The following is a 26487-nucleotide window of genomic DNA, read 5'->3' on the forward strand; positions in this document are numbered from 1 at the left end:
GCCCCGAGGACCCCCGGAGACGCTCAGGGACGCCCGGGGACGCCCGGAAGCCTGGCCCGCGAAACGTTTCGGGACCTGCTAGGACGAAGCGGCCGTGAGCTGTCCGCGCTGCGACCGGGGCGTCTTCATGCCGACCCGGCCGGGCTCGATCGTGCGCGGGTCGACTGCCTCACCGGGGGCGCCGACCTCGTAGGGGCCGTCCGGGGCGTTGGGACGGTCGTGCGGGAGGAGGAAGAAGGTGCGGCGTTCGAACAGTCCGCTGTCGGGGTCCTTGTCGGCGCCGGGCAGCAGGTTGGCGTAGCCGATGATGCGGCCGTCGCGCTCGTAGCGGGGCTTGCCCCTGCGCCGGGTCGACTTGTCGAGGGCCTGGCGTACGTAGTCGAGGTTCTCGGTGCTCTCGAGCCAGACCACGGCTTCTTCGTCGGCGAGCTGGCTGTCCTGCAGCATCGAGCTCATGACCGCAGACCCTCCTGATTTTCCTGGACCGGGCACCGGTCCGCGCGTGTGGCGGTCACGCCATGTGTTCTCTTCCCCCTGGGTTGGCTCGCGTTAAGGTCGCCACCGCCATGGTACGGGCAGCACCCGTACCCGCCCAGGGCGATGTCAGGCCTCACGCGTCTCACCGGCCTCCTCCCCCACTCTGCGTGTTCGAGTCGGGGTGCGCGCCGTGCGCACCGTCGGGCAGGAGGGCGAGGCCCGGGTAGAGCTTGCGGTCGTTGTTCTTGATCATTTCGGCCGGGGAGGCCAGGCCGAGGTCCTGCCGGATGCGGCTGGCGAAGGCGCGGCTGGAGGAGGGCCTGATGGACTCGTCGGCGCACCAGCGGCAGTACGTCTCGTAGAGCAGTTTCTGCTCCACCCGCAGGTCGGGGTTGGGGCGGCCGTCCTCGCCCTTGGTGCAGCACTCGCCGATGAAGCGGCCGATGTGGTCCTCGGTCGTCTCGTACGCGGCCGTCGCCAGGCGCACCGAGACGGGGCCGTGCAGCGGGTCGCGGGTGTCGAGGTACCGCTTGGCGCCCTCGATGAGCCAGTGCAGGATGCCGGGGCCCTCGTCGCGGACCAGCTCCACGGCAAGGTTGTCGATCTTTCGCTCGTTGGGCACGACACGTTCGAACGGAATCAGCCGCATCCGGCGCCAGAAGGCGTGGCCGCCGGTGCCGACCTCGGGGCGGTGGTTGCCCAGGAGCCACAGCTTGTGGGTCGGCGTGAACGAGAAGAAGTCCTGCCGCATCCGGCGGGCGGTGATCTTGTCGCCGCCGGTGAGGAGCTTGACCCGGGCCTCGTTGAACTTGTCGTTCGGCTTCAGCTCGCTGCACACCACTATCCGCCGCCCGTGCAACTCGGTGAGTTCGGTGGAGTGTTCGGCGAACTTGCCCTTCTCCATGAGGAACCCGGGCGGCGCGGCGTTGGCGTAGTCGCCGAGCACCTGCGTCATGACGTCGAGCAGCACGGACTTGCCGTTGGCGCCGGAGCCGTACAGGAACGGCAGCACCTGGCCGCCGACGTCGCCGGTGATCGAGTAGCCGAGGAGCACATGCAGGAAGCGCGTGGTCTCCAGGCCCTTCTCGTCGTCGCCGAAGGTGTCGCGCAGGAAGCGGTCCCAGCGCGGGATCGGCATTTTCTGCGGGGCGACCGTCGTGGCGCGCGAGTGCATGTCGGTGAGCGCGTCGGGCTTGCGCAGGGCGCCGGTCTTCAGGTCGACGACCCCGGCCGGGGTGCACAGGGCGTAGATGTCGCCGTCGAGGACGTCGGGGTCCAGGCTCAGGCTGGGCGCGGCCTGCGCCTGGTGCAGGAGCGCCTTCATGCCGGCGGTGGACTGCGTACGCCTGCGGTGCATCAGCAGGTCGCGGTTGCTGAACAGGCCGCGCGGGTCGCTGGCCGGAATCTGCTCGGCCATGTCACCGGCCGCCCACAGCGCCGCCTTCTCGCCGCCCGTGCGCTTCCATCGGTACTGCTCCCAGCAGTACCAGCCGAGGCCCTCGACGTGCCGGAAGCGGTCGCTGAAGAGGCGCGCGAACAGCTTGGCGTTGCCGCGGTCGGTGAGCTCGTCGGGGAACAGCCCGTCGTCGGGGACGCGCTCGTCGACGACGGCGGCGTGTTCGACCGGGACCTCGCCCTCGTCCGTGGCGCGGGACCGGTCCTGCTGCGCGGGTACGCCGGACGGGCGGCGCCCGGCGCGGTCCGGCTCCCCGTCCGGGCCGAGGCCGCCGAGGTCGCCGACATCGCCGCCGTCGCCGTCGTCGCCGACGGCGTCCAGTTCCCCGTCCAGGCGCAGGTCGAAGCTCTCCTGCCGGATCTGCGCGGCGGCGGCGACAGCGTCGAAACGGGGTGGCGGTGGCTGCTCGTCGCTGCTCATGAGCGTCCTCGGGGGTGGAACGGGCGCTGGGCGCCTGCGGACAGCGCGGACTCGATGACGGCGAGGTTGCGTCGCTCCTGGTGCGGCCGGGCCTGTCGCGCCGCGGCCGCCAGCAGGTCACGCACCTCGGCCTCCGCGAGGTGCCCGCCGTGCACCAGACCGCCCGCGGCGTACGCGGCCCGGTTCAGCTTCTCCGTGAAACTGGCCCCCTCCGGCGTCGCCGCACAGGCCGTGACCTCCGCGAGCAGCGGCTCCAGGATCCGGCCGGCGGCGGCCGGTGCGCGCCGCCTCGGCACACGTGTGGCCACCGGGGCGGCGGAACGGGCCTGAGGCGGCTCCTGAGCCCCGGGAACATGCCCGGTGCGGGCGAGTTCGTCGGCGAGCCACGGCGGCAGCGGGGCGGGCGTACGGGCCTCCCCGACGCGCGTGTAGCGCCCCGCGCTCGTACGGGTCGCGGGCGCGACGATGTAACCGTTGTCCGAACGGACGTCGACCTGCCAGGCGAGGGCTGTTCTCGGGCTCGATCCGGTGGACGACTTGTAGCGGGTCCCCGGATGCGGATTTCGGTACCAGATGTGCAGCCCCCCGGATGGTGTTCGAATGCGCAGCGTGCCCTCGTCCTCGGCAGGAGAGGGCAACCCCCGCAGCGCGGCCAGCAGTGCCAACGTGTCGAAACCGGTGGCCAGACCGGCTAGATCCACTTTCGGCCCGATCGGGATACCAGGCAACAGGCGGGAGCGGTCCGGTACTTGCGCGGCGTGCGCGTCCACGTCGATGACGACGAGGTCGGCGGGCCCGCAGGAGACCCCGACCCCGAACCTGGGCTGCGCGCCCCACCAGGCGTCGATCCGCTCAAGGGACGTCGTGGCCGCGTGGAAGCCGTGGCACCAGCGCCCGGCCCGGATGCAGGGACACTCCGCCGGGGCGTGCCTGGCCACCTTGCAGGCCTCGCAGTTGGCGGCGGGCGTCTTCTGCCGGGGCGCCAGCGGATGCACGGGCCACCCCGCCCGTGCGCACCAGCGGGCGACAGCGTGGGGCTGCTCCGTGGCCCCCTCCGGGGCCGGCGGGCTCGGCGCTGGCTGACGCGGCACTACTAGTCCTCGGAAGTCCTTGGTCAAAGGTTGGCTGGTCGCCGCCCAGTTCCTGACAAAACCTATGGCCAGCGGGGGTCTCCCGACGGCCAACGGGACTGAAGGGACTGAGTTTCCGACAATGCGCTGCCGAGACTAGCGCACCCGAGGGCCCGCCCAGTATGCCCCCGCGCGTCGTCGAAACTACAGTCCCGTCAGTCCCGCGTACGGGCATACCGCGCATTCCCGGCTAACAGCCCCATCCCGGGCGTCGGTCCACGGGACTGAAGCACTCCCCCGGACCCGTTCAGTCCCGCACGGGCTTCAGTCCCGTTTCAGTCCCGTAGACGAAAGCCCAGGTCAGAGCGGTTCCCCCCAAAAATCACGGGACTGACGGGACTGAGCCTCCCCCTTATAAGCTACGTACGTGTCCTTATGTGTTCCTTACGTACGCGCGCATATACGCACACACACATGATTAGGAACAAGGGGGTTCAGTCCCGTCAGTCCCGTAAAAAGCCAGACCGGCCCGGGCGCAAGGCTGTGACCTGGGCTTTCTTGAACGGGACTGAAGCGGGACTGAAGCGGGACCGAACGGCGCGCCCGCTTCAGTCCCGTGGCTGGGCCGTCTTTTGGGCGGGCGGAGGGTGGCGGGCGCGGGGCGGCGAAGTGGTCTGGACCCATTGGCTGCGCGGCCGGGGCCGGGACCGGGGCCGGGGTGCGGGTCGTGCTGCGGGCGCTGTGGATGCTGCGGGTGCTGCGGGCGGTGTGGTTGCAGGGGCCGCCTGGGTGCGGGGCGGCTCTTGAGGGGCTCCGGAAGAACCCCGTCAGCCTCAGAAGCCCCCTGAGCCGCCAGGAACGCCCCCGAGCCCCTCCCGGGCCCCGGGACGCCCGAGAGGGCATGAGAGGCCCGCAGAACGCCACTGAGGGCCGCTGAGGGTCACCGAGGGACTACAGCCAGGAGTGGCGACGCGGAACGGAACCGAGATTGCCCGTTCCTCCCCCGCCCACGCTTGCCCCCCGCCCCACTATTACTTGAAAGCTCAAACAATTCTCTCAGAGCCTCTGAGAGCGGCGACGAGGAAACGCGAAACCGGGCTTCGGACGATCCACTCCGGAGCCCATGAGCGTCCCGCCGGGTCTGGGGCGTCCGGACTTCACGGGCAGATCGGCCTCTGACTGCGACGCCGGCCGGGGCCGCGAGAGGCAGCCGCGAGGGGTCTCCCGCGGCCCGGGCCGCTTCAGGTCCCTCGTTCGGGTCGGTCGGGCTCCGGCGGCCTGGGCGGCTGCTGTGTCGACAGTTCGAGGCCGAGGGTCAACACGGCGCGCGCCCCCTGACGGGATAGTCCGAGTTGACCGCCGATGCCGGGGTGCCGCCGCGTTGCCCGCGCCGGTCGGGTCCTCGGACGTGGCGCGAGCGCGGGTTCGTTCGAGGACGAGTTCGGTCCTCCTCCCCCGCCCCTGCTCCGAGCCAGGCCGTCATCCGGGAGGAATCGGGGAGTCGCGGATGGCACGGATCGACGTCACGCCCTTGCACCCAGGGAGGGCGCGCGCAGAGAGCATCACCGGGTTGTGCGCGTACAGGGTGGCGGTGCCGCGTCGCTGAGCAAGCACTGGGCTGCCTCGTGGCTCCTGCCGACCGCAGGTGGTTGTTCCGGTCGACGGAGGAGGCGCCGTGGTCCGCTGACATCGGCGGGAGCGCTGCCGGCGCGGCTTCGGCCGGTGTGCGCGTCGCGGAGGACACCCGCCCAGCCCGACGAGGCTGGACGAGCTTCACTGCGCACATCGGGCGGCCATGCTGCTGCGGCCCCGCTGAAGCGATCTCGGCGTCCGTACGCGCCAGGACGCTGCGTCTCCGGGCCGTGCCGCGTGCCGCTGCCGTTTCCGACCGCCGAATACGGGCTGCTCGCTACGGCCGAGTTCGAGGTGTCTCTCGTGCATCCGGCTCGCTGAGCCGCCAGGAGATGTCGGCAGCACGCCGCGCACCATTGCAGGCCCCGAGCCCGTGGTCAGCGCACGCAAGCCCCAATGAATCCCCCGACTGTCGACGACGCTGCCCCGTTTTGTCGGCCGACCGGGAGCCACCGCGACAGCCGGGCGCACACGAGCTCCGCCCGCCCTCCTCCCCTCGCAGCCAGCCGGACCACGAAGCAGGGCTGCCCAGTCCCGCAGCCGCAAGTGGCATCTCCGGCTGGCTCCGTCACGCACCTTTGGGCAGGCGACCTGAGCAGCGTTATGAGCAAGCCAGCCGCGCTCGTTCAAGGCGTTGCACGGACCAGCGGCTTGAGCAAGGCCAACCGCGAACACCGGCAGCAACGGTGACGCGTCTCGGAACTTATCCGCGCGCTTCAGAACCGCAGGCGAGACACGCCTCAGCCCTGCCGGTCCCCCACATGCAGCGCCCGTCTGCCCCCGCGACGCCGTCACTGGCAAGACAGCTACCTGGATGATCAGGCCCCTGCCCCAGCCGGATGCAAGAAGCTGGGATAGGACACCAACGCTGAGCCCTATCCATGCGATACCTACCCCGCACCCATCCAGGACGGGGCACCTTCCTGACCCACCACCGCAGCGTCAGGTGATGGATCATCACGCCGAGCCGATTACCCTCCAACCGATTTCTCATGGCGTAAGCTGGCGAGCGAACTTGACCTGAAAAACGGCCTCTGACCAGGCAAAACAAACATCGCTGCAAACATGGGAGCAAGCTTGCGTGCAAATCTGAAGCAAGGCGGTGAATCACGCCGTGCACGCAGCCTTGCTCTCGACCTCGACACCTGCCAACTGTCAGGTAACGGTCCATGCCTTGAAGCAGGCCGCTACGTACATGCGGACCAAGGCCCGGGTATTGACTGGCATCGCTACCCCGAGGTGAATCAGTTTGCGGGCGGGCCTGTAGGTCAGTGTCCCTGTCGGCACATGTGCCGGAGCGCCTGTCCGAGCGCCCATGCAAGCAGTGATCAAGCCGGTCATGAGTTCCCGGGTCTGTACGCGGGCGAGTTCGTACACCGGATCGCGGATGCAAAGGTGCGCAGGCACAAGCACCAGAGCGTGCATCGGCGCGCGCACCGGCCTGTTCGTCGACTTCGCGGCCGAACCGCAAAGGAAAGCGCGCACAGGTTCCCCAATTCATCTGCGGACCTACTCGGCTGCCTACCCGCTGACGGGCCGACAGGCCAACACGCCCGCCAAGGGAACAGCCTCCCTGCTCACCCCACCGCCCGTCAGACGGCCAGCGGAACGGCCCACGCACCGCGAGGCACGCACGCCGATGGACCTGCGCGCAGGACCCCGCGCCTACTCGCCCATCGAGCGGCGGACCGGCGTACGAGCCCACCCGCGCACCTGACGCCCCACGGACCAGCCACCCCGTCCGCCTGCCTCACCGCAAGTACCCCACCGCGCAGGCCAGCAGGCAGGTTCCACCGCCCCCAGCCGACCCGGCCCACAAACCCGTACGCAAGCCGAACCGCAACCACAACTGCAAGCCCAACCCCAAGTCGCCCCGCGAACAGGGGAGCGGGCACGCCATCCCACGCCCCGGCACACCCAAGGACCGGTCGGCCCCGCCACATCCCCGCGTATGCGCCGAGCGCCCCGACCGCCCACCCACCAGTGGACCGGCGTGCTTGCTCCCAGCCGTACCAGCGGCGCCGCAAGCCCCTGCATCCGCACGGGTACTGACCCGGTACCAGGCCCGCCCCCCGGCACCACAACTCACCCGCCTCTTCGCCCGCGTGCCAGAAGGTCGGTGTGTCCTCTCACGGGTGCGTACGTACCCCTGCTAGTCTGACGATCCCCACGCGCCACAACTCTGCCGAACATGACTGGTTCTGCGGGGGCGTCAGATGTGCACCAAGCAGGACAGGACACTCGGACAGCGGTGTGGGGCAAGGTAGGTGGACCAGTGAGAGAGCAGGTGGTGAGCACCATGGGCGCACATGTGTGGCTGTTATCGAGCGCACCCCCTGTGGCCTGCTGTTTCGGTGGTCCGGCGGCGTTCAGGGAGCCCCACGGAGGGGTTCCAGGGGGTACTCGGCACCGTGTCGGAGCGTTTTTGAGCGCAGGATCGTTCTGAGAGAAGTTTTCGCCGCACGAACAACCTCAAAAGCGACATACCTTTACCCGGGCCATCCGTGCCTTCACCCGTGTTCGGGCCTGAACAGACTGAGAGGACCCATGTCCAGTCCCTTCGCAGCACCCGGCAGCCACACGCAGCTGCCTCCGATCCCGTGGGCGTCGTTGTCGCACATCTTCATGTTCGGCAACGGGAAGGGCGGCGTCGGGAAGTCGTCGGTCTCGGCCAACGCCGCGGGCAAGGCGGCGCGCAGCGGTCTGCGCACGCTCATCATCGACTGCAACGCGCAGGGCAACATCGCCCGGGAGCTCGGCTACAAGCGGGCCGAATGGAACGACGGCGGCGCGGGCCTCCTCGAGTCGCTCAGGACCGGGACCCCGCTCAAGCCGCGGGAGAACGTGCGGGAGAACCTCGACGTCGTCATGGGCGGACCGGCCCTCGGCGACGAGTTCGGCATCTTCTTCCACACGCTGCTCGCGAAGGAAGGCCCGCACGCCTACCTGCGGTTGCTGCACTGCCTGCTGCCGATCGCGCACCAGTACCAGATCATCATCCTCGACACCCCGCCGGAGAACCCGTCCCTGCAGCGGCTCGCCCTGTCGACCGCGCGCTGGCTGGTCATCCCGGTCAAGAGCGACGGCGGCGCGGAGGACGGCCTGGCCCAGATCGGCCTGGAGTTCTCCTACGTTCGGTTCGTCAGCCAGCTCAACCCGCACCTGGAACTGCTCGGCGTGCTGCTGTTCGACACGGGGCGGACGTACACCGGCATCCACGCCGACGTACGCCAGCAGGTGCGCAAGGTGCTCGGCGAGGACGCGCACATGTTCAAGCACCTCATCGGACACACGGAGTCGGTGGCACGGCTCGTCCGCAAGCGGGGCCTGCTCGTGCAGGAGTTGGCCGACCGGCGCAGGGACGGGGACCGGTCCGTGCCGGAGACCGTCGAGGGCCTGACGGCCGACTATGAAGGATTCACCGAAGAGATGTTCGCTCGGGCTCTCGAGCTGAGGAAGGAAGCCGCCGCATGACCCCGCCCAAGGGCAAGAAGCGCACTGACGAGGACGACGAGCAGAGCATGTCCGACGAAGGCGTCGGCAACCTGTTCAGCGGGGGAGGGGCACCGTCCTCGGCGCTGGCCGGCTGGGCCACCCCGGCACCCGCGGCCGCGCCCGCGCCCGCCGCCGCTCCCGCTGCGCAGGCCGTCGCGGCGCCCGCCACGGTCATCCCGCAGCCCGCACGGCAGAGCGCCCCGGAGCCCGCGCCGGAGCCGCTGAGCGACGCGGACACGGCCAAGCCCGTCGGGTTCTACGTGTCGCAGAACGTCGCCGCGCGCTTTCGCAAGTACCGCAAGCAGAACGACATCACGCACACCCAGATCGTGCTGCTCGCCGTCGAGGCGGCCGCCGAGAAGGGCATCGCGGAGGTCGTCCAGGACGCGCGCCGGGAGCCCAAGTTCCAGTCGAAGCTGTTCGCCGTGACGGTGAAGCCCGACGACTCCGACCTGCGCGGCCTCGGCCCCGTCCAGCTGCAGTACAAGCCGACGCGGGCGCAGAAGGGGATCATCGACCAGCTGGTCGCCGAGTCCGGCCTTCCGGACCACACCAAGTTCCTCGCGGTCGTCCTTGACCAGTACCTGCCCGGCCGCCGGGACGCGTAGCCTCTCGTTCCTCTCCGTCGGGCGGCGCTGCCGCTGGGCGCCCGCTACACCAGGGCGCCCAGCGGCAGCACTCGCTGGGAGAGTCTGCCGCGCAGGCGGCCTGCCGCCGTGTCGACCTCGGCCTCGGCGAGCCAGTCGGCGGTGACCAGCAGCTCGGCGTGTTCGGCGACCTGATCTGCGGTCAGGGCGCAGAACACGGCGGCCTGGTCCAGGGCCAGGCCGCCCGTCCCGCCGCCCCCGGCCCCGTCCCTGTGCCCTTCCCGGTCGTCCCGGTCGTTCTCGTCGGACACGTCCGGCCCGGGTCGCCTCAGCGTCCCGTCGAACGCGCTGTGGGCGGCCGTGTAGAGGGCCAGCAGGCGGCACGTGGCGCCCAGCTTCCTCTTGCGGATCTTGCGGTCGCCCACCGTCCGCTGCGCCCACCCCGAAAGCCGTGAGCGGGTCGACTTGCCGAAGGTGAACGGGCGCGGCTCCGTCGGCAGCAGCGTCGGAACGGTGAAGGACGTCGGGTCCTCCGGCCGCGACTCCAGCAACTCCGCGATGCTCCCCGGCAGCCGCAGCCAGCCCGCCGCCACCAGCCGCTCGCACACCTGCTCCGCCTCGTCCAGGAGCCAGCCGGTGACGTCCTGCCCGGTGACGTTCCCGGTCCCCGCGCGCGCGGCCCGCAGGGTGAGCAGGAGCACCGCGAGACGCGCCTCCGCGTCGGGGTACGGCGTGTGGTCCCGTACGTGGTCGATGACGGCCCGCGCCTGGACGGCCTGACCCCGGGTCAGCAGCCGCTCCACCACGGGCCCGCCCTCGCCGCCCGCGCCGTCGAAGGGGCGGCCGACCCGGTTCTCGTACATCTCCCGCGTGGTCTGCGCGGCGCTCCTGGCGCGCTGCGCCTCGGCCCGCAGCGACCGGTCGCCGGTGACGTCGGCCCACGAGGCGAACGCCTGGGCCTTGCGCTCGTGCAGGAGCGCAAGGCGCGCGAGATCGGGTTCGGCGCACTTCTGGTAGGCGCGGAACGCGTCGCCGAGTTCGATGAGTTCGACCCGCAGGGCGTCGGGCCGCAGGTCGTGCGGCACGGTCCGCTGGGCGATCTTCCCGCCGCGCCGCGCCCGCCGGGGCATACCGGCCGGGGTGGTGCCCCGGGCGCGGGGCACGTCGGCGGCACCGGGGCCGGCCGCGGCAGCGGGGGTCGGTGAGCTGAACAGCGGCGCTGCGGACGCCGACGGGGCGGGGGAGGGGCCGCGGTGGTCCGAGAAGACCGCCGTGACGCCGTCCGGTGCGGTTTCAGAGCTCCCGGCGCCCTCCCGGCCGGGCCCGGCCCTGTGGTGCGACGAGGGGGCCGGGGGAGGGGCCGTGTCCAGGACCCGGCCGCCGGTGGCGGCGGCGCAGCGGGCGCACGTCTCCGCGATCCGCCACAGCCGCCCGGCCCGGTCCGCGTAGACCGAGAGGACCATGGGGCCGCCGCACCGCATCGCCTGGGCGACGGGCCGCGCGGTGTCGCGGCGGCCGGGGAGCGGGCCCGGATCGGGGGTGTGCCACGCGCAGTCGGCGGCGCGGCAGCCGCACAGCGCGTCGCCGCGCGGGCCGCCGCCGTCACGGATCTGGGAGAGGTGCTGGTTGACGTGGTCGACCGCGGCCTTGCGGCCCGCGGCGGCGTGGGGGAGCCGCCGGTCCTGGCAGGCCGGCCGCGAGCAGGACAGCTTGACCGTCCCGGCGGCGGGGCGGCCGTCGGGGTCCAGGCGCAGCACCCACACCCGCCCGGCGGCGCGGTCGTGCTCACGGTCCTGATCGCGGCCGTCGTCGCCGCGGTCGCGGTCTTGCTGCGTAGGGGCATCCATCGCCATGTACGTACTCCGAGCGTTGAATGATCAGTTGCGCGGGCGGTCCTCATCATCGGGGACGCCGTCGGCCCCCTCGGCTGTCCCGTGCCCGCCCCTGCCCGGTGCGCGGCGGGCCCCGGTGCGGCGCCGCACGGCAGTTCAGGCGTTCGAGCCCTACGCCCACGCCTCCGGCCCCGCCGCCATACGCCCAGGTCAGACAGGGTCTAGCGAGGAGTACGGGGCTGACGGGGCTGAAGCTCCAGGTTGTGGCAGGTGCGAGCCCGGTGGTGGTCCCGGGCGTACGCGCACCCGAGTCGATGTCATGCGTACGTGGTAACCCGGCGCCGCGCCCGGCCTGTCGCGGGGCTGAACGGGGCCGAAGCCCGCCGGGGCGTTCGGCCCCGCTTCAGCCCCGCCGTAAAGCCGCAGGTCAGAGCGGTGCTCCCGCGAGGAGCGGGGCTGACGGGGCTGAGACCTGTAGTTATCACCTGTGGAGAGAGTGTTCCTATGCGCGCGCGTATAAGAGTGCTTGTAAAGATGCTTGTATGACCTCCATGCTCTAGCCAGCTGATAACTACGACCTTCAGCCCCTTCAGCCCCGTACCCTTTGGGCTTACCCCGTCTGACCTGCTATTTTTCGGTGCGGGACTGAAGGGGCTGAGCCCCTCCCGCGGGTCTGGACGCGGTTCAGCCCCGTAGCCCCGCGCGCAGGTGTGGGGCTGAAGGGGCTGAAGGTTCCGACACGCAAAGCCCCCTCCCTCGGGACCCCGTCACCGTGGGCTACGCTCGGGCCGTCAACTTGAAAGCTGAGCCCCTTCAGCCCCGTTGATCCCGCCGGCACCCGCCCCGACCAGGTCTTCCCTGCCGGGGACCCTGCCTCCCGTACGCCCCGAACAGCCCGACAAGGACGATCCATTGGCCCGCGAGTCCGCGACACCGGCAACGGTCCCGGACCCTCCCGGCGACGGGCCCACCCTCACGCGCCCCCGCCCGGAGCCAGGCGCCCCCGAGCGAGACCCGCGCGCGTCCACGATCGAGTCCGCTCTGTCCGCAGGCGCCCCGCGCCCGTTCCACCCCCGAGGACGCTCATGAGCGCCGAGCAGCACATCCGCTTCGACGCCGAAACGGCCGCCGAACAGATCCGCCAGCAGGCGTTCGACTTCGACACGCCGGGCACGCCCGAGCCCGCGCCCGGCCCGAGCCTGCCCGCCCAGCAGACCGAGGCCCGCCCCGCCGCCGCGACCGCCACGCTCGAAGTGGCCCCCGCGGCCCCCCAGGCGGCCGTCCCGGCCCCCGACGGACTCCTCCCCGACTCCCTCTCCGACCGGGGCAACGCCAAGCTCTTCGCCCGTCTCTACCGCGACCAGTTCCGCTACGTCATCGGCATGGGCTGGCACTCCTGGGACACCTACCGCTGGAAGCTCACCGGCGGCGACGAGGCCGCCGTCTGGGCCGCCGGTGACATGGCCGAGCAACTTGCCGAGCACGACCCGAGCGGCCGGTTCACCGCCTCCAAACTCGCCGCCCACCGCCGCCACTCCGAGTCGACCACCGGCCTCAAGGCGCTGCTGTTCCAGGCGCAGGCCGCCCCCGGCCTGCGCCTGGACCCCGACGTCCTCGACGGCGACATCTACGCCCTGTGCACCCCCGCCGGCGTCGTCGACCTGCGCACCGGCACCCTGCGCAAGCCCGACCCGCTCACCGACATGCACTCCCGGGCCACCGCCGTCGCCCCGCAGAAGATGCCGATCCCGCGCTTCACCCGGTTCCTCACCGACACCTTCGGCGACGACGACAAGGGCCAGGAAGTCATCCGCTTCCTGCACCTGCTGCTCGGCTACTCGATCACCGGTGACGTGGGCGCGCAGGTCATGCCGTTCCTCTACGGCTCCGGGGCCAACGGCAAGTCCGTGCTCCTCGAAGTCGCCATGCAGATCCTCGGCGACTACGCCAACGCCGCCCCGCTCGGCTTCCTCATGGAGAAGGGCAAGTTCACCGAGCACTCCACCGAGCTGACGGAGCTGCACGGCCGCCGCATCGTCGTGTGCAGCGAGCTGAAGCCCAACGACAAGTTCAACGAGGCCCGCGTCAAGCTCCTCACCGGCGGCGACACCATCACGGCCCGCCGGATGCGGCAGAACTTCTTCACCTTCACCCCGACCCACAAGCTCTGGCTGCTCGGCAACCACCGCCCCGAGGTCGGCACCGGCGGGCACGCCTTCTGGCGGCGCATGAGGATCATCCCGTTCGAGCGCCGCGTACCCAACGAACGTAAGATCGACAACCTTGCCGCCGAGCTCGTCGCCGACGAGGGACCCGGCATCCTGCAGTGGCTCATCGAGGGCGCCGAGCAGTACCTCGCCACCCGCGACCCGCTCACCGGGCCCGCCTCCGTACGCATCGCCACCGCCGCCTACGAGACGACCGAGGACCATATCGGCCGCTTCATCGGCGAACGCTGCGTGAAGGGCGCCGACGCCGACCTGCGCGTCGAGCAGAAGCTCCTCTACGAGACCTACGGGCGCTGGTGCTTCGAGGAGTCCATCCGGGCCTCCACGCCGCGCGCCTTCGCCAGCCGCATCCGCCAGGAGCTCGGCCTGGCCTCACCCGCCGAGATGATCAAAAGCAACGCGTCCAAGCTCTACCCCGGCCTCGCCCTGCTTCCCGAGCATCCCGACGAAAGCGACATTCAGGCAGGAAAGGCACCGTGAGCATCTCAGGCGCACTGGGAGCGCCCACCGGCCGACCGTACGATGGAGTGTGCCGCCGTGACCGCGCGCGCCCCGCCCGCGCAGGTCAGAGCCGCTCGCACACCACAAGGACAGGCCGCCGCACGGCCGCCCGGACACAGGAGGCCCGATGAGCGCGATGCCGCAGGAAGGCGATCTCGCCCAGGAGGCCGAGGTCGTCTGGCTCGAGGACCCGGAAGATCTCGACTACGTACGCCAGGCCCTCGACAAGGTCAGGACCCGCAAGGGCAAGCCGCGCTACGAGCGCGACGGCCGCCTCATCGGCTACACCAACCTCACCCCGCGCGCCCCGCGCAGCTCCGACAGCGGCCTCTTCGCCCGGCGCACCTTCTACCTGCTGCCGCACGACCGGCCCAACTGCCCCGAGGACCCCGACTGCCCGTACATCGTCGGCGCGCCCCTCGAAGCGGTCGACCCGAGCACGATCGAACCCGGCAAGGTCGGCGAGAAGACCGCCCGCTCCCAGGGCACCGCGGACATAGTGCCCGCTGGCTCCTGAACCCCCGATTTCGGCCATATGCGGTGAACGCCACCGCCGAGACTGCCCGCGTACACGGCTTCCGGTGGATCATTTCCCGCCGTCTGCGCGAAACCCGGGTCAGGAAGGCACCCCGACCCGGCTAGCGTGGACCTCGCTCAACGTCGCATCCCCCCGTGTGCGACGTTGAGCTTTTTTCATGGGCTCAGGGCGTGCGGAGCGGGGCGGGGACGCCGGTCCAGCGCAGGTCCTCGGGAAGGTGGCCCTGGTCGTTGTAGGCGAGGACGGCGGCCGGGCGGGTCCCGGTGTAACGGATCACGGTCAGCGCCGCGTTGGCGGGCGTGAACCCCAGCCACCGCCAGGCGGGCGCGTCCAGGGCGGCCCGGACCAGCCAGGCGACGAGGAACGCGTGCGTGACGACCAGCTCGTGCCGGGGCGCGTCCCCCGCGGAGCCGTCGGCCGGTCCGGTGAAGCCGGCGAGAGCGCGCCGGGCCAGCTCCGCGCCGTGCGCCCGCTCCCGCTCCGTCACCGGGGCGAGGCGCGCCAGCAGACCGTCGGCCGAAGCGGACGGCAACTCGTCGCGCCCGGGGACGTGGGGCACGTAGTCCCCGGCCGCCTCGCACGCGTGCAGCGGCACCCCGTCCAGCTCGCGGGCGACCAGGCGCGCCGTCTCCGCGGCGCGGGGCAGCGGCCCGTGGTGCACGGCCGCGAGCGGGACGCCGCGCAGCCGCCGCCCGAGCAGTTCGGCCTGGCGTCGCCCGGCCCCGGTGAGGCCGCCCTCCTCGGAGACGGCCGCGCCGTGCCGGGCGAGATACAGGTATCGATCTTGCATGCGGGGAGGGACGCCTCCCCGGTCCCCGTCAGTTCCGTTGCGTGACGGGTTGCGCGAGTGCGGCGGACCGGCCCCGGCGGTCGCGCTGAGCGATACGCGGTACCGGGCGCAGCGCGTGGGCGGGCGCCGGGGTGTCCGTGATGAAGGAGGTGACCAGGGCGATCGCGGCGTCCGGGCGTTCCAGCATCATCATGTGGTCGCAGTCGGGGACCGTCAGGAAGTGACTGCCGTCGATCGACGAGGCGAAGACCCGCTGCTGCTCCAGGGTGGTGATGGTGTCGTGCTCGCCGCCGAAGACCAGCGCGGGTACGCCCGTGAGACCGCCGACGGGGTTGTTGTGCATCCCCAGGGCGTGGCCGAGAAGGTGGTCGCCGTGCGGCCGCCGGGCGACGCGCAGCAGGGAGCGCCGGAAGAAGCGCAGGGCGAGGTCGCGGCGGTGCACGTAGCGCTCCTCGTCCAGGCAGAACATCTCCGCCGCGATCCCGTCGGCGAACCGCTCCAGATCCCCGGCGGCGATGAGCCGCCCCGCGTCCCTGCCGCGGGCGATCGCCGTGTCGGTGACGCGGGCGGGGACGCCGCCGAGCACGAGCCGTGCGCAGCGCTCGGGGTGCCGCTGCGCGTACCGGTAGGCGATGACGGAACCGTAGGAGTAGCCGTAGAGGTTGACGCGCGGGACGCCCAGGTCGTCGATGACGGCTTCGAGCGCCGCGTCCAGGAGCTCGATGCCGTGTTCGGGCCGCAGGATGTCGGAGCTGCCCGCGCCCGGCAGGTCGGTGGTGACCAGGTCCGCGACGTCGGTGAGGGCGTCCTCCATCTGCGCCCAGTCGTACATGCCCTGGAACGCGCCGCCGAGCGCGACCAGGGGCTCGGTCGTCGCCGTGCCCGTCCGCACGGTCCGGTAGGCGTAGGACAGCCCGTCCACGGTCAGGGAGCGGACGGATTCCGTGAGCATGCGTTCCTTCACCTCAGGCACGGGCGAGCACGAGGGCGGCGTTGTGGCCCCCGAATCCGAGCGATGTGGACACCGCGCACTCCAGGCGCGCGGGGCGGGCGTTCCGGGCCACCACCTGTACGGGCACGGCCGGGTCCTGGACGTCCAGGTTGACCGTGGGCGGCACGAGTTGCGCCTCCAGGGCGAGCGCGGTGAGGGCGGCCTCGATGCCGCCGGAGGCGCCCAGGGCGTGCCCGGTCATGGCCTTGGTGGACGTGACGAGGGGGCCGTCGCCGAGGACGCGGTGCAGGGCGGCGCTCTCGACGAGGTCGTTCATGACGGTCGAGGTGCCGTGCGCGTTGACGTGGCCGATGTCGCGGGCGGCGACCCCGGCGTCGGCGAGCGCGTCGCGCAGCGCCCGTTCGATGCCGCGCCCGTGCTCGTCGGGGGCGACGGCGGAGTGGGCGTCGTTGGAGGCCCCGTACCCGGCGACCTGCGCCCGGACGGTGGCGCCGCGGGCCCGCGCGTGCTCGGGGTCCTCCAGGACGAGGAGCCCGGCGCCCTCGCCGACCACGAAGCCGTCCCGGTCGACGTCGAAGGGGCGGCAGGCGGCGGCCGGGTCGTCCACGCGCGTGGAGAGCGCCTTCATCCGGCACGTACCGGCGAACACGAGCCGCGACGCCAGGGATTCGGCCCCGCCGGCCACGGCGATGTCGCAGCGTCCGGCGCGCAGCCAGTCCAGGGCCGTGCCGATCGCGTCGCTGCCCGAGGCGCAGGCCGTGCAGACCGCGAGGCTCGGGCCGCGCGCGCCGAGGTCCCGGCACACGCTGCCCGCCGCGTTGTTGGGGACGGTCACGGGCGCGACCTTGGGGGAGACCCGGCGGGGCCCGCGCCCGTCGAGCACGGCCTGCTGCTCGTCGTAGAACCGCAGCCCGCCGTGGGCCGAGCCGATCGCCACGCCGACGCGGGCGCCGTCCCAGGTCTCCGGGGTGAGCCCGGCGTCGGCGACGGCCTCCCGCGCGGCGATCACGGCCAGCTGGGCGAAACGGTCCATCAGCCGGATCTCCCGCCCCAGCTCCGTCTCCGGATCAAGGCCGTCGACCACGTACATGAAGTCGCACGGCAGGTCCCGCAGCGACTCCGGCCTGCGCACGCCCGAGGGCACGCGCGCGGTGGTGACCTCGTGCCAGGTCTCCTTGGTGTTGCGTCCCGCGGCGGTCACGAGCCCGATCCCGGTGACCGCGACGGCGGACGGTCCCCGCGTCCCCGGCCTCATGCGACCGCCGCCTTCTCGCGGACGACGTCGAGGAGTTGCTGCACGGTGCTGCGGGACGTCAGGTGCACGTCCTCCAGGTCGCAGCTCAGCTCATCCTCCAGGATGAGCCGCAGCTCCTCCAGTTCGAGCGAATCGATGTGCAGCCGGTACAGCGGTACGTCAGGACGTACGTCTCCCGGCGTGAGCCGGAACATCCGCACCAGCAGGTCGATGACATGGTCGGCGGTCGTCTCCAGCAACTGCTGCTCCCTACTCGGCGCTGCAAAGGCTCCTGACTAACTCCCGCCCGGCCGTCAGGCAACGCCCACGCACTCCCGGGCGCCCGCGGGACCCGGCAAGAACCCTTTCGAGCCACCGGATTGCGCATGTTCTGGCGAACCGCTTCTCCACATTCGAGAGCAAGTACGGGTCCGCGTACGAGTCCGGGTACGGGTCGCGAACACGTAGAGCCGCAGTGTGAGGAACCGTCCGGCACCGGCGAGACCGGAGGCGCCGAGATAGACGGCCTGCTCGGTCAGCGCGCCGGGGGAGGGGTGCACGAGGTGCAGGAGGAGCACCGCGAGGCTGGTGGCCAGGTAGGCCGCGCTCGCCGATCCGGCGGACTGCCAGTGCTCCCGCAGGCTGGCGCGGCGCCCCTTGGCGAAGGTGAACCGGGCGTGCAGCTCGGTGCAGATCAGGGTCGAGACGACGGTGACGACGGCGTTGGCGACCGCCCAGGGCACCGCCGCACCCTCGGCCACCACCGGCACGGCCAGGCCGGCCAGGACCCCGACCCCGCCCCCGAGCCCCACGAACCGCACGAAGGAGGCGATCGCCCCGGGCCCTGCGGACGCGGCCGCGCGTGCGGGCGCCTGCGCTGTCGACGACTTCATGGCGGTGTCCTTTCGGGAGCGGGGGGGGGAGGGAGGGGGCGCCGACCGGTGCGGCGGTCAGAGGCTGCGGGCGGTGATGTCGCCGTACGAGGTGGTGGCGCGGACGGTCAGTCCGGGGGTGGCGTCGGCGTTCTTGAGCGCGTTGTGCACCCGGCCGTAGGAGGTACGGGCGTCGAGCGCGGCGGAGACCCCGTGGGCGGCGCCGACGGTGATCGCGCCGGACTCGGTGCGCAGCTCGACCGTGCCCCGGACGCCCTCGGTGACGGTGATGTCGCCGTTCTGCGTGCTGATCTCGGCCGATCCGCCCAGGCGGCCGACGGTCACGTCACCCTCCATCAGGCTCAGCCGGCCGCCCGCCACCTCGTCGAGCAGGACCGTGGCCCGCGCGCCCTCGAAGTCGACGTCACCGAGGGGTCCGGTGCCGCGCAGTTCGATGTCGGCGCCCTTCGCCCGGACCCGGGACCCGGCGGGCAGTTCGACGGTGACCACGACGGCCCCGCTCTGCCCGAGCAGCCGCTTCTTCGCCTCGGGCGCCTCGACGCGCAGGACTCCGTCGTCGTACTGGACGGTGATGTCCTGCGCGGCCTGCGCGTCGCGGCTCCTGGCAGCGTCGGCGGGGAGGACCCGCACGGTGGCGTCGGCGCGGTCGGCGGCGACGAGCTCGACGCGGCCGGCGGGGATGTCGAGGACGGTGAGGACGGGGGAGGGGGTGTCGACGTTCTGCATGGTGGGCTCCTCGGATGCGCGTTCCTTGTTTCTGATGATGGAAACGCTACGTTGCGTTCATAGACTTGGCAACGTACTTATTGCATCCGAGGAGCAAAAGGCCAGGTGAGTGAAGTTATTTCGTTGCAACGAGCTAAGGTGCAACGCAACGTGCGGCTGCACTCGCATTGCAATGATGGCGAGTGAACGCCACGCGCGGGGAACGGTGCGTCAGGCCGCCGGGGCCCGTACGACCAGACCCGCGACGATGTCGCCGGGCCCGGTCACGACGGGGCGGTTGGCGGCCAGCAGCCGGTTGACGGCGTCGGGGGTGCCATAGGCACGGTCGGCGACGTCATCGAGTGCCTCGCCGTCCCGGACGGTGATGAAGCGCGGGGCGATGTCCTCCTGTCCCGCCGCGACCCGGTCCTCGACCTCGGTGACGCCTTCCACGTTGCCGAGGGCGAGCAGGATCTTCTCCTTCTGGTCCTGCATCGCGGAGTCCCCGACGACGACGACCGTGGCGCCCTCGACGCTCACCCGGAAATGATCGTCCGTCAGCCCGAGTTCCTCGATGCGCTCCTTGAGCTGGGCCGCCGCCTTGTCCGGCTCGGCCGACAGCGGCACCTTGAGGCGGTGGCCCACTTCCCGCGCGAACGAGTACAGCGTCGTCATACGTTCTCCGTTCTCTGGCGCGGCCCGCGAGACACGAGCGGTACCGCTCCTGCCGGTTCTTCCTCCCACGGCTACCCTGCGCGGACCCCTTCCCGCCCCGGGCCGTCCCGCCGCCCTCACCCGGGCGGCCGAACGCGGCCGTCGCGGAGGCGGCCGGGCTCTCAGAACCCGATGGCCTCGCGGAGCAGGAGCACGGTGCCGCGTCCCGGGCGGGGGTCCGCGTTCAGGACGAGGAGCCGGTTGACGGCGCTGGGCACCCCGTACGCGGCCCGGGCGCGCTCGTTCTCCAGCGGGAGGGCGTGTTCCTCGACGCGGCGCAGGGCGGTGGCCAGGCGCCGGTGGCCCGGTCGAGGTTGCGCAGGCGCGGGCGGACGGCGTCGTAGCGCCCACCGGCGTTGAGGTCGTCGTCGATGCCGGACAGCCGCAGCGTCTCACTGGCCCCCGTGAGCACACTGGCCCCCTCCGGGATCAACTCCTTGACGCGGACCCGCGCTGCGGCGGCGCCCTGGAGGACCTCGGCGGCGAACCCGTTGGCCCGCAGCGCGTCCGCCACCCGTTCGAGGCGGGCATCCGTCGCCGCCTCCGTGCAGGACGGCGCCGGGCGGGCCGCGGGCTCGGGCGCCGAACCCGCGAGCGGCGACGTGTCCAGGTAGCGGACCTCGTACACCCGCTCGGCGAACCTCCAGCCCTCGTCCGTACGCCGGTAACGGTCGTGATAGACGGCGGGTTGATGCCTTGCCGCCCGTTCAGCGTGCGGGCGATCTCCTGGATGTAGGCGCGTCCGCTCGCCTCGTCGCCGTCGAGCACGATCGTGCCGGGGTGCGTGTTCTGCACGAAGAAGTCCCACTGCCTCTGCAACCGCTCGCCCCCGGCCAGGATCTCCTCGCGGCCGACCTGCTCGACAGGGATGTTCGGCATGCGCAGCACCCCGTCCGGGGTGAACAGCGACGCGAGGCGGGGGCGGTCGCGCATCATGGCCGCGTCGGTGAACTCGCCGCGCAGGGCCTCGATCTTCACGCGGTCCGCGATGGCCTGGCAGTCGTGGACGGCGTGGATATCGCGGATGTCGTCGATGTCGTCGATGCCTTTCATGGAAGCCCTCTCTGTGTCGTGTCGTGTCGTGATGTGTCGTGTCGTCGTGCTCGGGTTGTGGCCCTCACCGGTTACGACAAGACGGCCCCGCGTGGTGTGAGGTGGCGAGGTGATGGCGTTCGGGCGGACCATGGCCTGACATTTCGACGCGTCGCGTTGTCGTATCGGGTATGACCACGACCCGGACCGAGCACCGCGACGACGAGCCGAGGCTCGGCGCGATCATGAGCGAGCGCCGTCGGCTGACCAACCTCGCCTACCGGCTCCTCGGCTCCCTCACCGACGCCGAGGACGTCGTGCAGGAGACCTACGCCCGCTGGTACGCCATGTCCGCGGCCGAGCAACGGGCCATCGAGTCGCCCGGCGCCTGGCTGATGAAGGTCGCGGGACGCATCTGCCTGAACCTGCTCGGCTCGGCGCGGGCCCGGCGTGAGACCTACGTGGGGGAGTGGATACCGGAACCGCTGCCCGAACCCACGGAGTGGATCACCGGCCGCCCCGGCGCGGGCGGCAGCGACCCCGGTTCCCGACGGCCTGGGAGACCAAGGACATCGAGGCCCTGATCGGCCTGCTCGACCCGGACGCCACCGCGACCGCGGACGGCGGCGGCCTGGCCGTCACCCACCTCGACCCGCTCGTCGGCGGCGAACGGATCGCGCACGCCTACGTCGAGATCGCCCGCGTCACCGGCGCGCGCACCACCTTCACGGAGTGCACGGTCAACGACCTGCCCGGCCTGATCGCGCATCAGGAGGGCCACCTGGCGACGGTGTTCGCGTTCGACATCGTGGCCGACCGGATCAGAAACATCTGGGCGGTCCGCAACCCGGAGAAACTGCGCCCTTGGCAGAACGACTGATACACGCGCCGCCTCCGTGCTTGCTCGGGGTCGCCCGTGACTCATCCGCACCGCAGCGCTGTGCGCGCCGCGCCCCCGAACGTCGCGGCGAACTCCTGGGCGGCCGGTACATGAGTGGCGGCGCGCTCGGAGGCGTCGAGCGGGCGGAGATCCTGGGTGAGCGAGCCGCTGACCTGGGCGGTCACCGGCTGCCCGTTGGGGCCCCGCGCCCGGGGGAGCCGGAAGCCGTCGATGCCGCAGACCCGGTCGAGGTCCGCCGCCTCGACGGCGGAGGGCGCGTGGGTGGTGGTGCCCGTCCCGGCCGTCCTGCCGCACTCGGCGGCGGCGGTGAACGCGGAGGTGGCCGAGGTCAGCAGGCGGCTCATGCCGTCGGGGTCGCCCGTCGTCCCCCGGCTGGTGACGGCGGCGCGCAGCACGGGCCGCGCGCCGCCCCCAATGTTGGAACGGCAGTACAAGTGCTCGCTCCCCGCAGAAGGCCGGGCGGGCCCTTCGTCGTGCTCCGGGCGTCCGGTGGTCGTCCCGTTCCCGGCGGTGGTCCTTCGGGGGTGCTCAGCCGGCGGCCGCCAGTTCGCGGGCGAAGCGGCGTACGGCGTCCGTGAAGGCCTCCGGAGCGTCGAAGTTCGCCAAGTGGCGGGCGCGCGGGATCAGTTCGATGCGGGTGTGTGGGTGTGCGCGGGCGAAGTCCGCCTCCCCGGAGCGGAACACGGTGTCCTTCTCGCCGTTCAGGATGAGCACGGGGGCCTTCACGTACCGCATCGCGCTCGCGTCGAAGCGGCCGAGCACCTCGCCCCAGGCCGCCGGCAGGGTGTGGAAGGCGTAGCCGGAACGGATGGTCTCCTCGACCACGTCGCGGGGGTACAGCCGCCACAGCAAACGGTCGTTCCAGCGGGTGAGGCGGTCCGCGGGCAGTCGGGGGACGAGCCCGGCGGCCCACCGGTACGGCGCGGCCAGCGGGGAGCGGGTGGAGGCGCTGGCCCCCGCGAGGACCAGGCCGCGCAGCCGGTCGGGGCAGCGCCGCGCGAACTCCAGCGACGCGTATCCGCCCAGCGAGTGCCCGACGACCAGGGCCGGACCGCGGCCGAGCGCGTCCACGGCGGAAGCGATGATCGCCGTGGCCGTGGCCAGACTCCAGGGCTCGGCCGCGCGCTCGCCGTGGCCGGGCAGATCGATCGCGGCGACCGGGAACTCGTTGCGGAGGGTGACGAGCTGGGGGCTCCACTGTGCCGCGCTGAAGCGCGTTCCGTGCACGAAGACGATGGGCGGTGCGTCCATGTTCCTCGCCGGCATCGGCCCCCCAGGTGGCGTCGTTCCCGCGCCGACTTTAGCGGCGCGGTCTGCGACGGCGCCCCCCACCGGCTCGTCGGCCGTCAGGTTGGCGGGCGCGCCGGGTCACCTCCGCGCCTGTGCCCGTTCAGGCCCGCAGCGCATAGAACAGCAGCTCACGCGTGTCGGCCCAGCGCCGCACCAACTCCCCCCTGCGGTCGAGGCGGGAGGCGATGTGCTGGGTGCCGAAGAAGGTGGCGATCAGGGTGTGGGCGGCGGCGTCGGGGGTGATGCCCTCGCGGAGTTCGCCGGCCTCCTGGGCCTCGGTCAGGAGTTGGCGCAGGAGTTCGATCCAGCCGACGTAGGGCGTGGGGAGGGTGCCCTCGGGCAGGGGCTGTTCCATCTGGAGGCGGGCGCCGCCCCGGACGATCGGGTCGTCCTGGAAGGTGGCCGCCGTCTGGTCGAGCAGCTCGACGAGGGTGTCCATCGGGCCGAGCCCCTTGCTCTGCGCGGCCTGCAGCAGGAGCGGCCAGCGGGCGTAGTGCGCCTCGACGACCGCGATCGTCAGCGCCTCCTTGGTGGGGTAGTGGAAGTAGACCGCGCCCTTGGTCATGCCCACTTCGTCCGCGACGTCCTTGATGGACGTGCCCGCGTACCCGCGCTGGTCGAACAGGAGCGCCGCCGCCTCCAGGACCTGGAGGCGGGTCTGGACGGCCCGCTCCTGGTGCAGTTCGGGGCTGCGTCCGCTGCGCGCGGCCGGCGCTCTGGAGTTGTCGGGTTCCGGGAACACCGCCTTGCTGTTCCTGCGCTGGTTGTTACCTGCTGCATTCACTGTTGAGCCTCCTCGCAGCTCTCACGTTCCGGGCGGGTCAGTGCTCCCCAGCCCCGAACCGCCATTGCAATATACCTTCCCGTAGGTATATTTTCGACCCGCCAAGTGGTCGGTGACCGGGGGGAGTTCCAGGTCACCCGCTTCTTCCAGGGAGGGGAAAGACGTGCACGACCTTGCCATGAGACTCGGTTCCGTTCCGCACCCCAAGCGTTCCACCGAGGTTCACGTCCCACGGACGATGGTCCACAAGATGGCGGACCACGAGGTGCTGCTCGCGTCCGCCGCGCGGCTCACCGAGGACCGGTTCGCCGTCCGGCTGCGCTGGCCCGACGAGCACCTGCTCCACCACCTCCGTGCCGACGGCGGCCGGGACTCCCTGGTCGTCGCCGAGACGATGCGGCAGGCCGGGATCTACCTCTCGCACCGCTTCCACGACGTTCCCGCCGACTACGCGTTCGTCCTGCACCGTTTCGACTTCCAGCTGACGGAGCCGGTGCGTGACAGCGGCTCGGGCGCCGACGCCGCGCTCGACATCCAGGTGTTCCGGGAGCCGGGCAACTCCCGGCGGTTCCGGATGGCGTCCGCGGCATGGCTCGTGATCGGCGGTCGCCGCGTGGGCCGGGCGACCATGAAGTGGGACGCGTTCGCGCCCCGCCAGTACGCCATCATCCGCCACCGGGGAGGCGCCCCGGACCCCGCCCCCGTCGCCGCACCGGCCCCCGCCGCGCTGCGCGCGCTGCCCGCGGACCTCGTCGGCCGGGACCGCGCCGACGCCGTGCTGCTCGCCGAGGACCCCGCCCTGCCGGGGAACTGGTGGCTGCGCATGGACACCGGGCACCCCGCCCTGTTCGACCACGCCAGCGACCACACCCCCGGGATGGTCATCGTCGAGGCGTTCCGCCAGGCCGTCCTCGCCCGGATGTCCGGGCAGGCCGCCGACTGGGAGATCCGCCGACTGGACGTCTCCTTCCACGCGTTCGGCCAGCTCGGCCTGGCGGTCAACATCGTCGCCGAGCCGGTCGGGGAGGGCGCGTTCCAGCTCGTCGCCATGCAGGGGACGCGGCCGCTGGCCTCGGCCCGCGTGACCGGCTGCGCCGGCGAGAGCGGCCCGGCGCCCGTCCTGGCGGGAGCCGCCGCATGCTGAGCGACCTGCACCGTACGCTGACCGCCGCCCGCGAGGACCGGGCCCTGCTCGACGAGGGCCGCCGGCTGACCGACCGGGTCGCCGACGCCCTGGTCGCCGACGGTTTCGCGCGGCACTTCGTGCCTGAACACTTAGGCGGCTGCGCGGGGACGTTCACCGCGCTGCTCGACGCGGTCTCCAGCGTGGCGGAGACCTGCGCGTCCACCGCCTGGTGCGCCGCCCTCTACGCCGCCCACGGCCGCCTCGCCTCCTACCTTCCCGAGGAGGGGCAGCGCGCCCTGTGGGACCGCGGCCCCGACGTGTGCGTCGCCGCGTCCGTCGTACCGCCGCAGGGCAGGGCCGAACGGGTCGACGGCGGCTGGCGGATCACCGGCGAGTGGACCATGGCAAGCGGCGTCGACCAGGCGGACTGGGTGCTGCTCGCCTCCCTGGTCGACCCGCCCGCGGGCGCGGCGGGTCCGGCGCGCGAGAACCGCGTCTTCGCCGTCCCGCGCCCCGACGTCAAGGTCCGCGACACCTGGCACCCCATCGGTATGCGGGGCACCGGGAGCAACACGGTCGAGGCCGAGGTGTTCGTCCCCGGGCACCTCTCCTTCACCGTCCGCGACCTCGCGAGCGCCAAGCCGCACGCGGCGCGCTGCCACACGGTGCCGTTCCCCCTGGTGGCGGGCCTGATCTTCGCCGCGCCCGTGCTCGGGGCCGCCGAGGGCATCCTGCGCCACTGGTGGAACCAGCAGTGCCTGCGGACCCGCCCCGACGGCAGCACGGCCGCCCACCAGCCCGCCCAGCAACGGGTGCTGGCCTCGGCGTCCGCGCAGATCCAGTCGGCCCGGCTGCTCCTGGAGCGGGCCGCCCAACGCGGTGACACCGCGCCGATCACGCCGCTCCTCGTCGCCGAGAACCAGCGTGACGTCGCCGCGGCGGTGGAGCTGTGCGGCACCGCCGCCGACGCCATGCTGCACGCGGCCGGTGCGCGGGCCCTGGACGACACCAACCCGTTGCAGCGCGCCTGGCGGGACATCACCACGGCCCGCGCCCACGGCACCCTCGACCCCGAGAAGGCCGCGGCCGCCTACGCGCAGGCCCGGCTCGCCGCGCACGCGGCGGAGACCGAAGGAGCCCGATGACGCGCCGCGTGGCGTTCTTCGACGTCGACGAGACCCTGCTGGCGGAGAAGAGCATGGTCAGTTTCTGGCGCCACTGGAGCGCCCAACTCGCGCGCGAGGGGCGGACGCCGGGCGACCTGCGCACCGCCGGTGCCGACCGGGCGACGCTGAACCGCGCCTACTTCACGCACTTCGCGGGCGTCCACCGCGCGGTGCTCGAGGAGTCCGCCCGCCGCTGGTACGCCGGATACCGGCGGGGCCGCCGCGCCTATCTGCCCGCGACGCTGCGCCGCCTGCACGGGCACCGCGCGTACGGGGACGAGATCGCCCTGGTGACCGGCTCGGGCCGGCTGCTCGTGCAGCCCCTCGCCGACGATCTCGGCGCCCATCACGTACTGGCCACCGAGCAGGTGACCGACGCGGGGGGCAGGTTCACCGGCGACGTGGCACGCTCCCTGATCGGCGACGGCAAGAGGGAGGCGGTGAACGCGCTGCTGCGGCGCCTCGGCGTCCGCGCCGAGGACTGTTACGCCTACGGCGACCACAGCACCGATCTGCCGATGCTGACCGCGGTCGGCCACCCCGTCGTGGTCGGCGACGACCCGGTGCTCACCGGCCACGGTCTGCCGCGCGGCTGGCGGTTCCTGGCCAATGTCCCAGGTCCGCGCGGTGTGTCCGCCGAGGTGATGCCCGTCTGCTGACCGGT

22 protein-coding genes and 2 pseudogenes are annotated in these 26487 nt (G+C 72.1%); 8 read left to right on the forward strand and 16 right to left on the reverse strand.

Features of this window, described 5'->3' with window-relative positions:
• Window positions 1-78: 78 nt before the first annotated feature.
• From C1N81_RS01240 to C1N81_RS01250, 3 genes are all read right to left on the reverse strand, one after another.
• Complete coding sequence (locus tag C1N81_RS01240) at window positions 79-456, reverse strand: DUF6009 family protein (RefSeq protein ID WP_394425816.1); 378 nt, start codon at window positions 454-456, stop codon at window positions 79-81.
• Between the two features lie 163 nt (window positions 457-619).
• Window positions 620-2353, reverse strand: coding sequence for a DNA primase family protein (locus tag C1N81_RS01245; RefSeq protein ID WP_394425817.1), 1734 nt, complete (start codon window positions 2351-2353; stop codon window positions 620-622).
• Entirely contained in the window at window positions 2350-3348 is a 999-nt protein-coding gene (locus tag C1N81_RS01250; protein WP_394425819.1) for a bifunctional DNA primase/polymerase, read from the reverse strand. Before C1N81_RS01250 ends, C1N81_RS01245 begins: the two co-directional genes overlap by 4 nt.
• A gap of 4254 nt (window positions 3349-7602) precedes the next feature.
• Between C1N81_RS01250 and C1N81_RS01255 the strand changes: the two genes are divergently transcribed.
• Both C1N81_RS01255 and C1N81_RS01260 read left to right on the forward strand, forming a co-directional pair.
• On the forward strand, window positions 7603-8529 hold the full coding sequence (locus C1N81_RS01255; RefSeq protein WP_394425821.1) for a ParA family protein: 927 nt from the start codon (window positions 7603-7605) through the stop codon (window positions 8527-8529).
• Window positions 8526-9158, forward strand: a complete 633-nt coding sequence (locus tag C1N81_RS01260) for a hypothetical protein (RefSeq protein ID WP_394425823.1) — start codon at window positions 8526-8528, stop codon at window positions 9156-9158. Before C1N81_RS01255 ends, C1N81_RS01260 begins: the two co-directional genes overlap by 4 nt.
• A gap of 44 nt (window positions 9159-9202) precedes the next feature.
• On the opposite strand, the gene C1N81_RS01265 is transcribed toward C1N81_RS01260, so the two are convergent.
• A complete protein-coding gene (locus C1N81_RS01265; protein WP_394425824.1) occupies window positions 9203-10984 on the reverse strand; it encodes a hypothetical protein in 1782 nt (593 codons plus the stop codon).
• Between the two features lie 1070 nt (window positions 10985-12054).
• On the opposite strand from C1N81_RS01265, the gene C1N81_RS01270 reads away from it, so the two are divergent.
• Window positions 12055-13677, forward strand: a complete 1623-nt coding sequence (locus C1N81_RS01270; RefSeq protein ID WP_394425826.1) for a DNA primase family protein — start codon at window positions 12055-12057, stop codon at window positions 13675-13677.
• Between the two features lie 148 nt (window positions 13678-13825).
• Window positions 13826-14215, forward strand: a complete 390-nt coding sequence (locus tag C1N81_RS01275; RefSeq protein ID WP_361075653.1) for a DUF6009 family protein — start codon at window positions 13826-13828, stop codon at window positions 14213-14215.
• A 184-nt stretch (window positions 14216-14399) separates the two neighbouring features.
• On the opposite strand, the gene C1N81_RS01280 is transcribed toward C1N81_RS01275, so the two are convergent.
• From C1N81_RS01280 to C1N81_RS01320, 9 genes and pseudogenes are all read right to left on the reverse strand, one after another.
• Window positions 14400-15026 (reverse strand): histidine phosphatase family protein, encoded by a 627-nt coding sequence (locus tag C1N81_RS01280; protein ID WP_394425828.1) that lies wholly within the window; start codon window positions 15024-15026, stop codon window positions 14400-14402.
• Between the two features lie 28 nt (window positions 15027-15054).
• The gene (locus tag C1N81_RS01285; protein ID WP_394425830.1) at window positions 15055-15978 is read right to left on the reverse strand and encodes an alpha/beta fold hydrolase; all 924 of its coding nucleotides are present in this window, start codon (window positions 15976-15978) and stop codon (window positions 15055-15057) included.
• A 13-nt stretch (window positions 15979-15991) separates the two neighbouring features.
• Window positions 15992-17233, reverse strand: a complete 1242-nt coding sequence (locus tag C1N81_RS01290; protein WP_394425832.1) for a beta-ketoacyl-[acyl-carrier-protein] synthase family protein — start codon at window positions 17231-17233, stop codon at window positions 15992-15994.
• A complete protein-coding gene (locus C1N81_RS01295) occupies window positions 17230-17472 on the reverse strand; it encodes a phosphopantetheine-binding protein (RefSeq protein WP_394425833.1) in 243 nt (80 codons plus the stop codon). Before C1N81_RS01295 ends, C1N81_RS01290 begins: the two co-directional genes overlap by 4 nt.
• Window positions 17473-17526: 54 nt before the next feature.
• Window positions 17527-18105 (reverse strand): GtrA family protein, encoded by a 579-nt coding sequence (locus C1N81_RS01300; protein WP_394425836.1) that lies wholly within the window; start codon window positions 18103-18105, stop codon window positions 17527-17529.
• 57 nt (window positions 18106-18162) lie between these two features.
• Window positions 18163-18831: a DUF4097 family beta strand repeat-containing protein gene (locus C1N81_RS01305; protein WP_394425838.1), complete on the reverse strand. Its 669-nt coding sequence runs from the start codon at window positions 18829-18831 to the stop codon at window positions 18163-18165.
• Between the two features lie 210 nt (window positions 18832-19041).
• Window positions 19042-19485, reverse strand: a complete 444-nt coding sequence (locus C1N81_RS01310; protein ID WP_394425840.1) for a BON domain-containing protein — start codon at window positions 19483-19485, stop codon at window positions 19042-19044.
• A gap of 223 nt (window positions 19486-19708) precedes the next feature.
• Window positions 19709-20152, reverse strand: a complete 444-nt coding sequence (locus C1N81_RS01315; RefSeq protein WP_394426246.1) for a hypothetical protein — start codon at window positions 20150-20152, stop codon at window positions 19709-19711.
• A gap of 137 nt (window positions 20153-20289) precedes the next feature.
• Window positions 20290-20709 (reverse strand): annotated as a pseudogene (locus C1N81_RS01320) (hypothetical protein); the annotation flags it as partial.
• 38 nt (window positions 20710-20747) lie between these two features.
• Between C1N81_RS01320 and C1N81_RS01325 the strand changes: the two are divergent.
• A pseudogene (locus C1N81_RS01325) lies at window positions 20748-21436 on the forward strand (sigma factor).
• A 41-nt stretch (window positions 21437-21477) separates the two neighbouring features.
• Here C1N81_RS01325 and C1N81_RS01330 read toward each other — a convergent pair.
• The 3 genes from C1N81_RS01330 to C1N81_RS01340 form a co-directional block, all read right to left on the reverse strand.
• Window positions 21478-21891, reverse strand: a complete 414-nt coding sequence (locus tag C1N81_RS01330; protein ID WP_394425842.1) for a hypothetical protein — start codon at window positions 21889-21891, stop codon at window positions 21478-21480.
• 94 nt (window positions 21892-21985) lie between these two features.
• The gene (locus C1N81_RS01335) at window positions 21986-22708 is read right to left on the reverse strand and encodes an alpha/beta fold hydrolase (protein WP_394425843.1); all 723 of its coding nucleotides are present in this window, start codon (window positions 22706-22708) and stop codon (window positions 21986-21988) included.
• 139 nt (window positions 22709-22847) lie between these two features.
• Window positions 22848-23531, reverse strand: coding sequence for a ScbR family autoregulator-binding transcription factor (locus C1N81_RS01340; RefSeq protein ID WP_394425844.1), 684 nt, complete (start codon window positions 23529-23531; stop codon window positions 22848-22850).
• Between the two features lie 178 nt (window positions 23532-23709).
• On the opposite strand from C1N81_RS01340, the gene C1N81_RS01345 reads away from it, so the two are divergent.
• The 3 genes from C1N81_RS01345 to C1N81_RS01355 are packed head-to-tail and all read left to right on the forward strand — an operon-like array spanning window position 23710 to window position 26482.
• Window positions 23710-24675 carry a ScbA/BarX family gamma-butyrolactone biosynthesis protein gene (locus tag C1N81_RS01345; RefSeq protein WP_394425845.1) on the forward strand — a complete coding sequence of 322 codons (966 nt, stop codon included), beginning with the start codon at window positions 23710-23712 and terminating at the stop codon, window positions 24673-24675.
• The gene (locus C1N81_RS01350) at window positions 24669-25802 is read left to right on the forward strand and encodes an acyl-CoA dehydrogenase family protein (protein ID WP_394425846.1); all 1134 of its coding nucleotides are present in this window, start codon (window positions 24669-24671) and stop codon (window positions 25800-25802) included. Before C1N81_RS01345 ends, C1N81_RS01350 begins: the two co-directional genes overlap by 7 nt.
• Window positions 25799-26482, forward strand: a complete 684-nt coding sequence (locus C1N81_RS01355) for an HAD family hydrolase (protein WP_394425847.1) — start codon at window positions 25799-25801, stop codon at window positions 26480-26482. Before C1N81_RS01350 ends, C1N81_RS01355 begins: the two co-directional genes overlap by 4 nt.
• Window positions 26483-26487: the final 5 nt, after the last annotated feature.

Source organism: Streptomyces sp. SGAir0957 (genome assembly GCF_043523415.1).

Coding starts and splice junctions, on each gene's coding strand:
- C1N81_RS01240 (WP_394425816.1), bottom strand. CDS start 456: ATGAGCTCGATGCTGCAGGACAGCCAGCTCGCCGACGAAGAAGCCGTG.
- C1N81_RS01245 (WP_394425817.1), bottom strand. CDS start 2,353: ATGAGCAGCGACGAGCAGCCACCGCCACCCCGTTTCGACGCTGTCGCC.
- C1N81_RS01255 (WP_394425821.1), top strand. CDS start 7,603: ATGTCCAGTCCCTTCGCAGCACCCGGCAGCCACACGCAGCTGCCTCCG.
- C1N81_RS01260 (WP_394425823.1), top strand. CDS start 8,526: ATGACCCCGCCCAAGGGCAAGAAGCGCACTGACGAGGACGACGAGCAG.
- C1N81_RS01265 (WP_394425824.1), bottom strand. CDS start 10,984: ATGGATGCCCCTACGCAGCAAGACCGCGACCGCGGCGACGACGGCCGC.
- C1N81_RS01270 (WP_394425826.1), top strand. CDS start 12,055: ATGAGCGCCGAGCAGCACATCCGCTTCGACGCCGAAACGGCCGCCGAA.
- C1N81_RS01275 (WP_361075653.1), top strand. CDS start 13,826: ATGAGCGCGATGCCGCAGGAAGGCGATCTCGCCCAGGAGGCCGAGGTC.
- C1N81_RS01280 (WP_394425828.1), bottom strand. CDS start 15,026: ATGCAAGATCGATACCTGTATCTCGCCCGGCACGGCGCGGCCGTCTCC.
- C1N81_RS01285 (WP_394425830.1), bottom strand. CDS start 15,978: ATGCTCACGGAATCCGTCCGCTCCCTGACCGTGGACGGGCTGTCCTAC.
- C1N81_RS01290 (WP_394425832.1), bottom strand. CDS start 17,233: ATGAGGCCGGGGACGCGGGGACCGTCCGCCGTCGCGGTCACCGGGATC.
- C1N81_RS01300 (WP_394425836.1), bottom strand. CDS start 18,105: ATGAAGTCGTCGACAGCGCAGGCGCCCGCACGCGCGGCCGCGTCCGCA.
- C1N81_RS01305 (WP_394425838.1), bottom strand. CDS start 18,831: ATGCAGAACGTCGACACCCCCTCCCCCGTCCTCACCGTCCTCGACATC.
- C1N81_RS01310 (WP_394425840.1), bottom strand. CDS start 19,485: ATGACGACGCTGTACTCGTTCGCGCGGGAAGTGGGCCACCGCCTCAAG.
- C1N81_RS01335 (WP_394425843.1), bottom strand. CDS start 22,708: ATGGACGCACCGCCCATCGTCTTCGTGCACGGAACGCGCTTCAGCGCG.
- C1N81_RS01345 (WP_394425845.1), top strand. CDS start 23,710: ATGAGACTCGGTTCCGTTCCGCACCCCAAGCGTTCCACCGAGGTTCAC.
- C1N81_RS01350 (WP_394425846.1), top strand. CDS start 24,669: ATGCTGAGCGACCTGCACCGTACGCTGACCGCCGCCCGCGAGGACCGG.
- C1N81_RS01355 (WP_394425847.1), top strand. CDS start 25,799: ATGACGCGCCGCGTGGCGTTCTTCGACGTCGACGAGACCCTGCTGGCG.